This window comes from Helicobacter pylori, assembly GCF_030062585.1.
GTDB lineage: Bacteria > Campylobacterota > Campylobacteria > Campylobacterales > Helicobacteraceae > Helicobacter > Helicobacter pylori_CN.
Genome location: NZ_CP071935.1, coordinates 346,053 through 358,266 on the forward strand (window position 1 = coordinate 346,053; position 12,214 = coordinate 358,266).

Annotated in this window: 15 protein-coding genes and 5 tRNA genes; 6 read left to right on the forward strand and 14 right to left on the reverse strand. The window is 39.8% G+C overall.

What is annotated here, in order from left to right; all coding sequences use genetic code 11:
* Window positions 1-9 precede the first annotated feature (9 nt).
* The 4 genes from pdxJ (at window position 10) to flgG (ending at window position 3,929) form a co-directional block, all read left to right on the forward strand.
* On the forward strand, window positions 10-798 hold the full coding sequence (gene pdxJ / locus J5F42_RS01645) for a pyridoxine 5'-phosphate synthase (protein ID WP_283491440.1): 789 nt from the start codon (window positions 10-12) through the stop codon (window positions 796-798).
* A 1-nt stretch (window position 799) separates the two neighbouring features.
* Window positions 800-1,723 (forward strand): 4-hydroxythreonine-4-phosphate dehydrogenase, encoded by a 924-nt coding sequence (gene pdxA / locus J5F42_RS01650; RefSeq protein ID WP_283491441.1) that lies wholly within the window; start codon window positions 800-802, stop codon window positions 1,721-1,723.
* A 217-nt stretch (window positions 1,724-1,940) separates the two neighbouring features.
* Complete coding sequence (tsaD, locus tag J5F42_RS01655) at window positions 1,941-2,963, forward strand: tRNA (adenosine(37)-N6)-threonylcarbamoyltransferase complex transferase subunit TsaD (RefSeq protein WP_283491442.1); 1,023 nt, start codon at window positions 1,941-1,943, stop codon at window positions 2,961-2,963.
* Window positions 2,964-3,140: 177 nt separating this feature from the next.
* Window positions 3,141-3,929, forward strand: a complete 789-nt coding sequence (gene flgG, locus J5F42_RS01660; protein WP_000946437.1) for a flagellar basal-body rod protein FlgG — start codon at window positions 3,141-3,143, stop codon at window positions 3,927-3,929.
* A gap of 219 nt (window positions 3,930-4,148) precedes the next feature.
* On the opposite strand, the gene J5F42_RS01665 is transcribed toward flgG, so the two are convergent.
* The 9 genes from J5F42_RS01665 to J5F42_RS01705 all read right to left on the reverse strand — a co-directional run bounded on the left by J5F42_RS01665 (window position 4,149) and on the right by J5F42_RS01705 (window position 9,731).
* On the reverse strand, window positions 4,149-4,616 hold the full coding sequence (locus tag J5F42_RS01665; protein ID WP_242002617.1) for a ubiquinol-cytochrome C chaperone family protein: 468 nt from the start codon (window positions 4,614-4,616) through the stop codon (window positions 4,149-4,151).
* Window positions 4,592-4,906 carry a DUF3944 domain-containing protein gene (locus J5F42_RS01670; protein WP_198972988.1) on the reverse strand — a complete coding sequence of 105 codons (315 nt, stop codon included), beginning with the start codon at window positions 4,904-4,906 and terminating at the stop codon, window positions 4,592-4,594. The genes J5F42_RS01665 and J5F42_RS01670 overlap by 25 nt, the downstream gene beginning before the upstream one ends.
* Before the next feature lie 340 nt (window positions 4,907-5,246).
* Window positions 5,247-5,387, reverse strand: a complete 141-nt coding sequence (locus tag J5F42_RS01675) for a hypothetical protein (RefSeq protein ID WP_198972986.1) — start codon at window positions 5,385-5,387, stop codon at window positions 5,247-5,249.
* 86 nt (window positions 5,388-5,473) lie between these two features.
* Complete coding sequence (locus tag J5F42_RS01680) at window positions 5,474-6,235, reverse strand: YaaW family protein (protein ID WP_000323697.1); 762 nt, start codon at window positions 6,233-6,235, stop codon at window positions 5,474-5,476.
* A 262-nt stretch (window positions 6,236-6,497) separates the two neighbouring features.
* The gene (locus J5F42_RS01685; protein ID WP_198972984.1) at window positions 6,498-7,217 is read right to left on the reverse strand and encodes a YaaW family protein; all 720 of its coding nucleotides are present in this window, start codon (window positions 7,215-7,217) and stop codon (window positions 6,498-6,500) included.
* A 133-nt stretch (window positions 7,218-7,350) separates the two neighbouring features.
* The gene (gene nusB, locus J5F42_RS01690; protein WP_000235749.1) at window positions 7,351-7,767 is read right to left on the reverse strand and encodes a transcription antitermination factor NusB; all 417 of its coding nucleotides are present in this window, start codon (window positions 7,765-7,767) and stop codon (window positions 7,351-7,353) included.
* Between the two features lies 1 nt (window position 7,768).
* Window positions 7,769-8,239 (reverse strand): 6,7-dimethyl-8-ribityllumazine synthase, encoded by a 471-nt coding sequence (gene ribH / locus J5F42_RS01695; protein WP_283491443.1) that lies wholly within the window; start codon window positions 8,237-8,239, stop codon window positions 7,769-7,771.
* Between the two features lie 9 nt (window positions 8,240-8,248).
* On the reverse strand, window positions 8,249-9,079 hold the full coding sequence (gene kdsA, locus J5F42_RS01700; protein ID WP_283491444.1) for a 3-deoxy-8-phosphooctulonate synthase: 831 nt from the start codon (window positions 9,077-9,079) through the stop codon (window positions 8,249-8,251).
* Window positions 9,066-9,731, reverse strand: coding sequence for a carbonic anhydrase (locus tag J5F42_RS01705; protein WP_283491445.1), 666 nt, complete (start codon window positions 9,729-9,731; stop codon window positions 9,066-9,068). The genes kdsA and J5F42_RS01705 overlap by 14 nt, the downstream gene beginning before the upstream one ends.
* Window positions 9,732-9,849: 118 nt before the next feature.
* Here J5F42_RS01705 and pyrF point away from each other — a divergent pair, with 118 nt between their 5' ends.
* A complete protein-coding gene (gene pyrF, locus J5F42_RS01710; protein ID WP_078272772.1) occupies window positions 9,850-10,533 on the forward strand; it encodes an orotidine-5'-phosphate decarboxylase in 684 nt (227 codons plus the stop codon).
* Window positions 10,533-11,363, forward strand: a complete 831-nt coding sequence (panC, locus tag J5F42_RS01715) for a pantoate--beta-alanine ligase (RefSeq protein WP_001264317.1) — start codon at window positions 10,533-10,535, stop codon at window positions 11,361-11,363. Before pyrF ends, panC begins: the two co-directional genes overlap by 1 nt.
* A gap of 13 nt (window positions 11,364-11,376) precedes the next feature.
* On the opposite strand, the gene J5F42_RS01720 is transcribed toward panC, so the two are convergent.
* From J5F42_RS01720 to J5F42_RS01740, 5 genes are all read right to left on the reverse strand, one after another.
* Window positions 11,377-11,452, reverse strand: a tRNA-Glu gene (locus J5F42_RS01720).
* A 62-nt stretch (window positions 11,453-11,514) separates the two neighbouring features.
* Window positions 11,515-11,591: transfer RNA gene (locus J5F42_RS01725), tRNA-Asp, on the reverse strand.
* Between the two features lie 50 nt (window positions 11,592-11,641).
* Window positions 11,642-11,717, reverse strand: a tRNA-Val gene (locus tag J5F42_RS01730).
* 37 nt (window positions 11,718-11,754) lie between these two features.
* A tRNA-Glu gene (locus tag J5F42_RS01735) sits at window positions 11,755-11,829 on the reverse strand.
* A gap of 12 nt (window positions 11,830-11,841) precedes the next feature.
* Window positions 11,842-11,917, reverse strand: a tRNA-Lys gene (locus tag J5F42_RS01740).
* Between the last annotated feature and the right edge of the window lie 297 nt (window positions 11,918-12,214).

Consider the following 12,214-nt stretch of genomic DNA (forward strand, 5'->3'; position numbering starts at 1 on the left):
AGGATAGCCATGCGTTTTGGATTGAATATTGATCACATTGTTACTTTAAGAGAGATAAGAAAAACTTATGAGCCTGAGATTTTAGAAGCCCTATTCATCGCTAAAAACACCCATAAAGTGGATTTAATCACCATTCATTTGAGAGAAGACAAACGGCACATTCAAAATGAAGACGTTTTGAGATTGCTTGAAATTAGCCCCTTGCCTATCAACATTGAATGCTCTATCAATGCTGAAATCACTGATTTTTTATGCTCTTTGAAAAATAAGCCGAGTAAGGTTACGATCGTGCCTGAAAACAGAAATGAGGTTACGACAGAGGGGGGGTTGGATTGTTCATTAAAGGGTTTGGGGGAAGTTATTAGAGCGTATCACAATAAAGGCATTGAAGTGTCTTTGTTTATTGATCCTTTAAAGGACGCTTTGCATTTTGCAAGGGAGCATCAAGTCAAGCAAGTGGAGTTCCACACTGGGGTGTATGCGAATTTGCACAACGCTTTGTATTCTAACGCTAACAATCAAATCCATGCCATTAGCGCGCTCAAAGAAAAAAGCCCTAAAGAACTGAAAGAAGAATTGCACAACGCCTTTTTGCAATTAAGGAGAATGAGCAAAGAAGCGTTTTTTATGGGAATTGTGGTGTGCGCTGGGCATGGGTTGAATTATACTAATGTGAAAGAATTGTTAAAAATCCCCTCTTTAAGAGAGCTTAATATCGGTCATAGCGTGGTTTCAAAAGCGGTTTTAGTGGGCTTAGAAAAAGCGATTTTAGAAATGGCGCAACTCATTAAGCGATAAAATGGCTAAAAAGAAAATTGCGATCAGTTGCGGGGACATTCAAGGCGTAGGCTTAGAATTGATCTTAAAAAGCCATAAGGAAGTGAGCACACTTTGTGAGCCGTTGTATCTCGTTCATAGCGAACTTCTAGAACGAGCCAATCAATTGCTTGATAACGCTTATGAAACTAAAACGCTCAATGCGCTCGCTATCCATTCCCCCTTACCCTTATTGAACTCTAGCACGATAGGCAAAGTCAGCACTCAAAGCGGGGCGTATAGTTTTGAGAGTTTTAAAAAGGCTTGCGAGTTAGCGGATAGTGAAGAAGTGGATGGCATTTGCACTTTGCCTATCAACAAACTCGCATGGCAACAAGCTCAAATCCCTTTTGTGGGGCATACCGATTTTTTAAAGCAACGCTACAAAGATCATCAAATCATCATGATGCTTGGGTGTTCAAAACTCTTTGTGGGGCTATTTAGCGACCATGTGCCTTTAAGCGCGGTTTCTCAGCTCATTCAAGTTAAAGCGTTAGTTAAGTTTTTATTAGCGTTTCAAAAAAGCACTCAAGCTCAAATCGTTCAAGTGTGTGGTTTTAACCCCCATGCGGGCGAAGAGGGATTGTTTGGGGAAGAAGATGAAAAGATTTTAAAAGCCATTCAAAAGAGCAACCAAACGCTGGGTTTTGAATGTTTTTTAGGGCCACTGCCCGCTGATAGCGCTTTTGCCCCCAATAAACGCAAAATAACCCCTTTTTATGTGAGTATGAGCCATGATGTGGGGCTAGCCCCTTTAAAAGCACTCTATTTTGATGAAAGCATTAATGTGAGTTTGAACGCCCCCATTTTGCGTACCTCCACTGACCACGGCACAGCGTTTGATATTGCTTATCAAAACAAAGCGAACAACAAAAGCTATTTGAATGCGATCAAATACTTAGCTTAAAGGCTTTTTCTAAAAAGGGGGCTTATTTCATTCAAAGCTTTAATTTTAGATTTCATCTCTTTATTCTTCATGTTCAATGTTTAATTCTAGCTTTCTATTCATTGGTATTTTTGTCATTGGTATTTTTGTAAATCCACTTTTTAGTTTTGGTTTAAAGGCTTTAGAGTGTTGCTAACAAGGTATAATTCAAGCAAAAACACCACCCAAAGATAAAGACATGATTTTAAGCATTGAAAGTTCTTGCGATGACAGCTCTTTAGCCCTTACAAGAATAGAGGACGCTAAACTCATCGCTCATTTTAAAATCTCTCAAGAAAAGCACCACAGCTCTTATGGGGGCGTTGTGCCTGAGCTTGCATCGCGCTTGCATGCTGAGAATTTGCCGCTTTTATTAGAACGCATTAAAATCAGCTTGAATAGGGATTTTTCCAAGCTCAAAGCCATCGCTATTACTAATCAGCCAGGTTTGAGTGTTACCTTAATAGAAGGTTTGATGATGGCGAAAGCCTTGAGCTTGTCTTTGAATTTGCCCTTGATCTTAGAAGATCATTTGAGAGGGCATGTGTATTCGCTCTTTATCAATGAAAAACAAACCTGCATGCCTTTAAGCGTGCTCTTAGTCTCTGGGGGGCATTCTTTGATTTTAGAGGCTAGAGATTATGAAGACATCAAAATCGTTGCCACGAGTTTAGACGATAGCTTTGGGGAGAGTTTTGATAAGGTTTCCAAAATGCTTGATTTAGGCTATCCAGGAGGTCCCATAGTGGAAAAATTAGCCCTTGATTATGCGCACCCAAACGAGCCTTTAATGTTCCCTGTCCCTTTAAAAAACAGCCCGAATCTGGCTTTTAGCTTTTCAGGTTTAAAAAATGCGGTGCGTTTGGAGGTTGAAAAAAACGCCCATAATTTGAACGATGAGATAAAACAAAAGATTGGCTATCATTTTCAAAGCGCGGCTATTGAGCATTTAATCCAGCAAACCAAACGCTATTTTAAAATCAAACGCCCTAAAATTTTTGGCATTGTGGGGGGGGCGAGCCAAAATCTAGCCTTAAGAAAGGCGTTTGAAGATTTGTGCGTTGAGTTTGATTGCGAGCTCGTTTTAGCCCCTTTAGAATTTTGCAGCGACAATGCCGCCATGATAGGGCGATCAAGCCTAGAGGCTTATCAAAAAAAGCGCTTTGTCCCTTTAGAAAAGGCTAACATTTCGCCAAGAACGCTGTTAAAAAGTTTTGAGTGAATGGACACAAAAAGAAAGTGCATGATAAAACGCCTAAAATTCATCAATAGCGTCAAGTATCGGTTATTTTGAGGCAAGAGCTTAAAAAAGAGGGTGTTAAAAAAGAGCGTTTTAGTCAAATTTAATCTTATTTTGGTTACAATTCTAGGTTATTAAGTTTTAGTTTAAAGGGAAAAAATGCTCCGCTCTCTCTATAGCGCCACTTCAGGGATGCTCGCCCAACAAACGCACATTGACACCACTTCAAACAATATCGCCAATGTCAATACCACCGGGTTTAAAAAATCTCGTGCGGATTTTAACGACTTGTTTTACCAAGCGATGCAATACGCCGGCACCAACACAAGCAACACGACTTTATCGCCAGATGGCATGGAAGTGGGCTTAGGCGTGCGCCCTAGCGCGATCACTAAAATGTTTTCGCAAGGCAGCCCTAAAGAAACGGAAAACAATTTAGATGTCGCCATTACGGGTAAAGGTTTTTTTCAAGTCCAATTGCCTGATGGCACCACCGCTTATACAAGAAGCGGGAATTTTAAGCTAGACGAGCAGGGCAATCTTGTAACAAGCGAGGGCTATCTTCTCATCCCTCAAATCACTTTACCTGAAGACACCACGCAAGTAAATATCGGTGTGGATGGCACGGTGAGCGTGACTCAAGGCTTGCAAACGACTTCTAATGTGATCGGGCAAATCACGCTAGCTAATTTTGTCAACCCAGCGGGGCTTCATTCTATGGGGGATAATTTGTTTTCAATCACCAACGCTAGCGGCGATGCGATTGTGGGCAACCCGGATTCTCAAGGATTGGGCAAGTTAAGGCAAGGCTTTTTGGAGCTTAGCAATGTGAGATTGGTAGAAGAAATGACGGATCTAATCACCGCTCAAAGGGCCTATGAAGCCAATTCTAAAAGCATTCAAACCGCTGACGCCATGCTCCAAACCGTCAATTCCCTCAAACGCTAATTGGAGCGGTGTCGTTATTCTTTAATTCTTGTGGCTAGGGTTTTTAAGTTTTTCAACGCCGCTTTTTGGGTTATTGTTTGGTTGGTGTTTTCCTTTTATGAAAAAAACAGCCAAAACAGCTAGACCGATAAGAATGATAGAGATGATAGCCAGATACCACATTTTCTCAGTTTTATCCGCTTCTTGTTGCGCTTGTTCTGCTTTTAATTTTGTTTCTTGTTATGCTTTCAATTTTTTGCGTAAGGTGGCAACTAAAACGCATGCAGGCACGGTTACCCTATAAGCCGGCCAGCAAGATTGACGCTCACTAACGCGCCTGTAATGACCAATAGTGCCAGCTAAAATGCCTAGAGTTTTTTTAAGCGCTACTTTACCCACCACAGACGATAAACCATGCCCTAGAGTTTGTCTTACCATTGCATCTGCAACAGATACAGCCAATGCATAAGAATGAGAGCCGCCCGCTTTAAACAGCGTTAAAACAGATGCGATTAGAGCTTGTTTGTTTTCGCTAATCATTTTATCAATATTTGTCATGCCCAATTCATCGCAAAGTTCTTTAATCTCTCTCCCACTCATTTTTTCCAAACTATCTTTCAAAAGTTTAGAAAGCATGTTTTGCTCAATCAAAGAGGTTGGAGATTCTTCATGGTAATTAACCTTTAAATGATCGCACGCATCGCACAAAATCTCTTTGTATAAGACCCCTTCGTTTCTAAAAAATTAATAAAAGTATTGCCCCCATAACACTGCAATTCTTCAGCGATTCTTCTTGTGTATTTGGCGTAATCGCTACCATACCTTTGGTATTCTGTTGAACTTGTCAATTCTTCATTCATTCTTAGCGTGCCATCTTCATCATAGACAAGCGCATCAAACAAATCTTTCAAATCATTAGAGCTTAATCGCTTTAAAAATTCCAAGTCGCTATTTGTATGCCATATTCTTCCTTTAATTTTATTCCTACCACCGCTCAAATCCCACCAACCCCCTTTTTTAGCGATTAGCGATTAGTGATTAGTGATTAGTGATTAGTGATTAGTGCATCATTTTTTAAAATCATGTCTAACGCCCTAAAAGGCTCAAGCACACCCGCTAACTGCACATGAATATTGCGTTACAAATGCTAATGGGTTTTATTGATTTACAACCAAAGAATGATAATAATTAAAATGTTTTGATACGCTTTATCATTTTAAATAAGATAAATCCGATTTGAAAGTAGGAAACTATTGATTTTTCTTTAGGTATAATTTAACGAACCGCTATTTTGATTTTTGACACAAGGAAACCCCCTCCTTTAACTCTCTCTAACCCTTACTTTTTATCGTTTTTATGTTCGTGGTTAGCGTTGCATTGATTGGCTTGGTTTTGGCTATTTTTTTGACAACTTCCGTTGTTTTGATTTTTAGCATCACCTTTTTGATTGTGGTTTTGATTACTGTAGCTGTTACTCATTTTGTCTCCCTTTTAAATTAAAATAAAAACCAGATGCATTTTTGCATCTAGGTCTCCATTCTATACCTTTTTTTCTAAAAAAAAGCTTAAACGGATTCTATTTGCAACGACTTCTTATCTTCACTGGCTTGCTGTGTTTTTAGGCGTAAAGTGGCAACCACAATGCATGCCGGTATGGTTACCCTATAAGCCGGCCCTGCAATATCAATCGCTGTCCATACGCCTGTAATGATCCAACCAACAGGGCCTGTTAAAAAGCTCAGGGTTCTTGTAAGCACTTGATTGCCCGCAAGCGATAAACCACGCCCTAGAATGGTTTTTGCGACCGCATTCGCAACAATGACAGCTAATTGATAAGATTTAAAGCCTCCCATTTTAAACAGCGTTAAAGTCGCCGCGCTTAAGGCTTGTCTGTTCAAATTGTCCGTGTTTTTTATGGACAATTCATCGCACATTTCTTTCACTTCTTCATCATCCATTTCTTCCAAACTTCTTTCTAAGATTTTAGAAAGCATGTTTTGTTCAATTAAAGTCGTTTCAGTTTTCTTGTTGTAATTGACCTTTAATTTATCGCACACATCGCATAAAATCTCTTTGTATAAGACTCCTTCGCCTTTAATGAAACTCGCAAAACTATTGCTCCCATAGTATTGCAACTCTTCAGCGATTCTTTCTGCGTATTTAGCGTAATCATCGCCATGCCTTTTGTATTCTATGGAGCTTGTCAGTTTTTCATTGTGTCTTTTTTCGCCGTCTTTACCAAAAACAAGCACCTCAAACAAATCCAATAAATCACTAGATTCCAGTTGCTTTAAAAATTCCAAGTCTCTATCATATTTGTATGCCATATTATTCCTTTATATTGTTTTATCACTTATTAAAAACAAACGACTTTTCGCACCCCATCGCTGTTTTTCTAAAGTGGTTACTGATTTTAATATCATTTGTCTAAAACTACACTTAATTAAAAAGGCTTAAGTTCAAAAGCCCAACGCTCTTAACTCTATAGATTGATTTAAAGCGTCAATTCTTTTAAACGCTAAAAATAAAACCCAGACATTTTATAGCATCTAGGTTTATATTATATTTTTAAGAAAGGTTTAAAAAGCGTTAAAGAATATTTTTAATTTCGTTTGCTTGCGCTTTTAGGCGTAAAGTGGCAACCACAATGCATGCCGGTATGGTTACCCTATAAGCCGGCCCTGCAATATCAATCGCTGTCCATACGCCTGTAATGATCCAGCCAATAGGGCCTGTTAAAATGCTTAGCCCTCTTGTAAGAGCGGCATTTGCCCCTAGAGACAACCCTCTTTGAAAAATCGCCTTTATCACGGCGTTTGCAACAATTAAAGCTAATTGATAGGATTTGAAGCCACCCATTCTAAATAGCGTTAAAGCAGCTGTGCTTAGGGCTTGCTTGCCTAATTTATTAGTGTTTTTCACTCCTAATTCATCGCAAAGCTCTCTAATCTCCTCATCGCTCATTTTTTCCAAACTTTTTTGTAAAATGCTAGAGAGCATGTTTTCTTCAATCAAAGTTGTGTCAGACTTTTTGTTGTAGTTGACTTTTAATTTATTGCACACTTCATACAAAATTTCTCTGTATAAAACCCCTGTACCTCTCAACGCGCTCGCAAAACTATTGCTCCCATAGTATTGCAATTCTTCAGCGATTCTTTCTGCGTATTTAGCATAATCATTGCCATGTCTTTTGTATTCTTCTGAAAGCGTTAATCCTTCAGTAAATCTTTTTTTACCGTCTTTGTCATAGACAAGCACCTCAAACAAATCTTTCAAATCATTAGAGCTTAATCGCTTTAAAAATTCCAAGTCGCTATTTGTATGCCATATTCTTCCTTTAATTTTATTTCTACCGCTCACTCAAATCCCACCAACCCCCTTTTTTTAGTGAAGTGATTAGTGATTAGTGCATCATTTTTTAAAATTTAAGTATAAAACGCCCTCAATTCAAGGGTTTTTGAGCGAGCTTTTTACTCAAAGAATCCAAGATAGCGTTTAAAAATTTAGGGGTGTTAGGCTCAGCGTAGAGTTTGCCAAGCTCTATGCATTCATTGATGATGATAGGGTTTTGTGTGGGCGTGAAGCCAATTTCATACGCTCCTAAGCGTAAAATCGCCTTTTCCATGCTCCCTAATCGCTTGAAATCCCAGTCTTTTAAATGCGGCTCGATGAGAGCGTCAATTTCATTGATTCTTTCTAACACGCCATTAAAAAGGCTTAAAGCAAAAGCGAGCTGGTTGTTTTTAATCTTTTTTTCTTCCAACATGCTGGAAGCGATTTTTTTAATTTCTTCATTACCGCTTTCAAACGCATACAACAATTCAACCACAGCCCCCCTGGCTTGAGTTCGTGTCGCCATTTTAGCCCTTGAGAGTTTGGCACAAGCTCAATAATTCAATGAGGGTGCTCATCGCTTCAAAGCCCTTATTGCCGGCTTTACTGCCCGCTCTTTCAATCGCTTGTTCAATATTGTCTGTGGTCAGCACGCCAAAGCTTACCGGCATGCTGTATTTTAGCATCGCGCTGGCAATGCCCTTAGTCGCTTCCGCGCTCACGTAGTCAAAATGCGGAGTCCCCCCTCTAATGATCGCTCCTAAAACGCACACGCCATCGTATTTTCCGCTCTCTAACAATTTGTCTAAAATCAAAGGCAATTCATAAGCCCCAGGCACCAGCACGAGATCTAAAAGCTCCTCATCGCCCCCATGCCTTTTAAAGCAGTCAATCGCCCCTTCTTGTAATCTGTCTGTGATGATATGATTGAAGCGCGATGTTAAAATGGCGACTTTTTCATTCCCTTGTAATTGCAATTTTCCTTCTATGATTTGCATGAAATTCCTTTAAAATAAATTTTGGATTTTTAACATGTCGGTTACTAAGTGTTCTAACTCATCAGGTTTTAGCATGTTTGCTCCATCGCTTAGGGCGTTTTTAGGATCAATGTGTGTTTCAGCGAATAACCCATCAATCCCCACCGCAGCCGCCGCTCTGGCTAAAATAGGGGCAAAAGAGCTGTCTCCTGAACTTTTCCCATTCGCTCCCCCTGGCATTTGCACGCTATGGGTAGCGTCAAAAATCACCGGTGCAAACTCTCGCATGATTTTTAAAGAGCGCATATCCACCACTAAATTCCCATACCCAAAGCTGCTCCCCCTTTCACACAGCCACACGCCATTTTTCAACGCCGTTTCATAAGTGGGGCTTTGAATGCTTTTATCTCTCGTTTTAAGGGCTTTTAAGACAGAATATTGCATGTCTTTTGGGTTCATGAATTGCCCTTTTTTGATATTGACAATAGCGTTAGTTTGGCTCACTGCTACAATCAGATCCGTTTGGCGGCACAAAAACGCCGGGATTTGTAAAATATCCGCTACTTTGGCTGCCACGCTTGCTTGATAGCTCTCATGCACATCGGTTAAGATTTTATAACCAAATTCATCTTTGATGGTTTGCAACATTTCTAAGCCTTTTTCTAAACCAGGCCCTCTGTAACTCTCTAAACTCGTGCGGTTAGCCTTATCAAAACTCGCTTTAAAATAAAAATCCAACCGCTCGTTGTTGGCTAGGGGTTGCAATTTAATAGCGATACTTCTTAGATTTTCTAAACTCTCAATGACGCATGGGCCAGCGATTAAAACGGGTTTAGGGGTTTTTGTTTCAGGGGTTTTCATAACTTATCCTTTGTTTAATGGTTTCTTCAATCGGCTCAAAAAAATGGCTTTCAAAATTATAATTATAAATCCTGCCTGTTTCTATGATGTAGTGCCAACCAAAAATTTTTAATTCATTCTTGCTCGCTTTCTCTTGAATGAAATCATAGCTTAAGAGGTTGTTGAGTTGCAAGCGCACGCTCAAACGCTCTGTAAGCCATGAACGCTTGGCGGAATGGTTGCTGAATTGCGGGCGGTTTTTTAATTCTTCTTTAACAGGCTCTAAGAATTGTATCCAGTCTGCAATGTAAGGGGTTTTAGCCTTGGTGGTTTCATCATTGATCAAATGAATGCTCCCGCAAGCCCCACAATCGCTATGCCCGCAAATGATTAAATTTTGAACGCCCACATGCGCAATAGCGTATTCAACGCTCGCAATGGTAGAAAGGGATTCTTTACAGCTTGTTTTAGGGGGGATCACATTGCCCATGTTGCGGATCACATACAATTCGCCCGGTTTGGTGCCGGTGATTAGATTGGGCACGACTCGTGAATCCACGCAAGAAATGAACAGAGTGTGGGGCTTTTGCTTAGTCTTTAAACTCTCATAAAGCTCTTTAAGCTCTTCATATTCATTCTCTTGAAACTCTAACGCTCCTAAAAACGCTTTCACTCTTTAACCCTTAAATCTTATTTTCTTAAACTTGGTTTTTTTAAAACGCTTATCATAGCTAAAAATCTTGCATTTCTTTTTGTTATAATGGCGTTATTTTACACTTTAAAGGGCTTTCATGCAATTATGTGTCGCATTGGATTTAGAAAAAAAAGAGGACAATCTTTCCTTATTACAAGAATTGAAGGGCTTAGATTTATGGGCTAAGGTGGGGCTTAGATCTTTTATAAGAGATGGGGCTGTTTTTTTAGATGAAATCAGAAAGATTGATGAAAATTTTAAGATCTTTTTGGATTTGAAGCTCTATGATATTCCTTATACTATGGCAAATGCCGCGCTAGAATGCGCGAAATTAGAAATTGACATGCTCACCGTGCATTTGAGCAGCGCTAAAAGCGCGCTAACAGCTTTAATGCAACGCCTAAACGCTCTTAAAAAACGCCCCTTAATCATGGGCGTGAGCGCTTTAACCAGCTTTAGCGAAGAGGAATTTTTGATGGTGTATAACGCCCCTTTAAAAACGCAAGCGATCAAATTAAGCGCTATGGGTAAAGAGAGCGGGATTGATGGGGTGGTGTGTTCGGTGTTTGAAAGCTTAGCGATTAAAGAGGCTTTGGGTCAAGGCTTTTTGACTTTAACCCCTGGCATAAGGCTGGATAAAAACGACAAAGAAGATCAAGAACGAGTGGCGAACGCTAAAGAAGCCAAACAAAATTTAAGCGATTTTATCGTGGTAGGCCGCCCCATTTATCAAGCTAAAGAGCCTAGAGAAGTGGTTTTAGAGCTTTTAAAGGATTGTTAATGCGGGTGTTAGAAACGATTGCTACTTTAAGAGAATATCGTAAAAGTTTGAAAGAAAGCGTGGGGTTTGTGCCGACTATGGGGGCTTTACACAGAGGGCATCAAAGCTTGATAGAAAGGAGTTTAAAAGAAAATTCCCACACGATTGTAAGCGTTTTTGTCAATCCCACGCAATTTGGGGCTAACGAGGATTTTAGCGCTTACCCGCGCCCTTTAGAAAAGGATTTGGCTTTGTGTGAAAAATTAGGCGTTAATGCGGTGTTTGTGCCTAAAATTGGCGAAATGTATCCCTATGAAGCAAAGCAACGCTTAAAACTCTACGCCCCTACATTTTTATCCCGCTCTTTAGAGGGAGCCATGCGTAAGGGGCATTTTGATGGGGTGGTTCAGGTCGTGTTAAGATTGTTCCATCTTGTCAATCCCACTAGAGCGTATTTTGGCAAAAAGGACGCCCAACAGCTTTTAATCATCCAGCATTTAGTCCAAGATTTGCTTTTAGACATTGAAATAGCGCCATGCGAGATTATGCGAGATGATGATAATCTGGCTTTAAGCTCTAGGAATGTGTATTTGAGTGCCACAGAAAGAAAACAAGCCCTAGCCATTCCAAAAGCTTTAGAAAATATCCAGCAGGCCATAGATAAGGGCGAAAAAGCGTGCGAAAAACTGAAAAAACTAGGGCTTGAAATTTTAAAAAATTTAGAAGTGGATTATTTGGAATGTTGTAACCACAAGCTAGAGCCTTTAAAAACCATAGAGCCGGCTAACACGCTCATTTTAGTGGCGGCTCGTGTGGGTAAAACCAGGCTTTTAGATAATTTATGGGTGTAGTTTGAAATTTTTGTGGCGACCCTTGAAAGATTTGAACTTCCGTTTCCACCGTGAAAGGGTGGTATCCTTGGCCACTAGATGAAAGGGTCATTTTTAACGATTGACTATTATTTGAAGATAAAGCGTAGAAAATGATTTAAAAAGTTCTTGGTGGCGGAGCGGACGGGACTCGAACCCGCGACCCCCTGCGTGACAGGCAGATATTCTAACCAGCTGAACTACCGCTCCCTATCAAAACCCCATAGCCTAAAAACGCATGCTTGAAGCTAAGTCAAAAATGGTGGTCGCTATAAGACTCGAACTTATGACATCTACCTTGTAAGGGTAGCGCTCTACCAACTGAGCTAAGCGACCACAATATTGAGATAAAATCCAACTAAATTTAAAAGAGTGGTGACTCCTAGGGGATTTGAACCCCTGTAACCACCGTGAAAGGGTGGTATCCTAACCACTAGATGAAGGAGCCACTACGCTCAAATGGTGACCCGTGTTGGATTTGAACCAACGGCCCATTCCTTAAAAGGGAATTGCTCTACCAGCTGAGCTAACGGGTCTCACAAAAAGATAATGATACAATTTTTTTTAACGCTTGTCAAGAATAACTGAAAAATATTGCGGTTTTCATAGAAACGACACGCTCTTAAAACGGCATAACAGCTTTTTGCTTAAATAAAAAACTTGGTTGCGCTTTAATGCTATAAGGATCACAATAGATGCGTTTTGGTTATTGGCTAGTATTGTTTTTTTGGGGTTTTAAAAAAGCTTTATCAAGATCTAACAAATCTTATTAGGATTTAATGCTTTTTTGTTTAAAAAATTTCATTTTTAAAAAATGAGTTTTTAAAGCTTTG

Bases quoted from the DNA above. Each gene is read 5' to 3' on its own strand.
- pdxJ (WP_283491440.1), top strand. From the start codon at position 10: ATGCGTTTTGGATTGAATATTGATCACATTGTTACTTTAAGAGAGATA.
- pdxA (WP_283491441.1), top strand. From the start codon at position 800: ATGGCTAAAAAGAAAATTGCGATCAGTTGCGGGGACATTCAAGGCGTA.
- tsaD (WP_283491442.1), top strand. From the start codon at position 1,941: ATGATTTTAAGCATTGAAAGTTCTTGCGATGACAGCTCTTTAGCCCTT.
- flgG (WP_000946437.1), top strand. From the start codon at position 3,141: ATGCTCCGCTCTCTCTATAGCGCCACTTCAGGGATGCTCGCCCAACAA.
- J5F42_RS01675 (WP_198972986.1), bottom strand. From the start codon at position 5,387: ATGAGTAACAGCTACAGTAATCAAAACCACAATCAAAAAGGTGATGCT.
- J5F42_RS01680 (WP_000323697.1), bottom strand. From the start codon at position 6,235: ATGGCATACAAATATGATAGAGACTTGGAATTTTTAAAGCAACTGGAA.
- nusB (WP_000235749.1), bottom strand. From the start codon at position 7,767: ATGGCGACACGAACTCAAGCCAGGGGGGCTGTGGTTGAATTGTTGTAT.
- ribH (WP_283491443.1), bottom strand. From the start codon at position 8,239: ATGCAAATCATAGAAGGAAAATTGCAATTACAAGGGAATGAAAAAGTC.
- kdsA (WP_283491444.1), bottom strand. From the start codon at position 9,079: ATGAAAACCCCTGAAACAAAAACCCCTAAACCCGTTTTAATCGCTGGC.
- pyrF (WP_078272772.1), top strand. From the start codon at position 9,850: ATGCAATTATGTGTCGCATTGGATTTAGAAAAAAAAGAGGACAATCTT.
- panC (WP_001264317.1), top strand. From the start codon at position 10,533: ATGCGGGTGTTAGAAACGATTGCTACTTTAAGAGAATATCGTAAAAGT.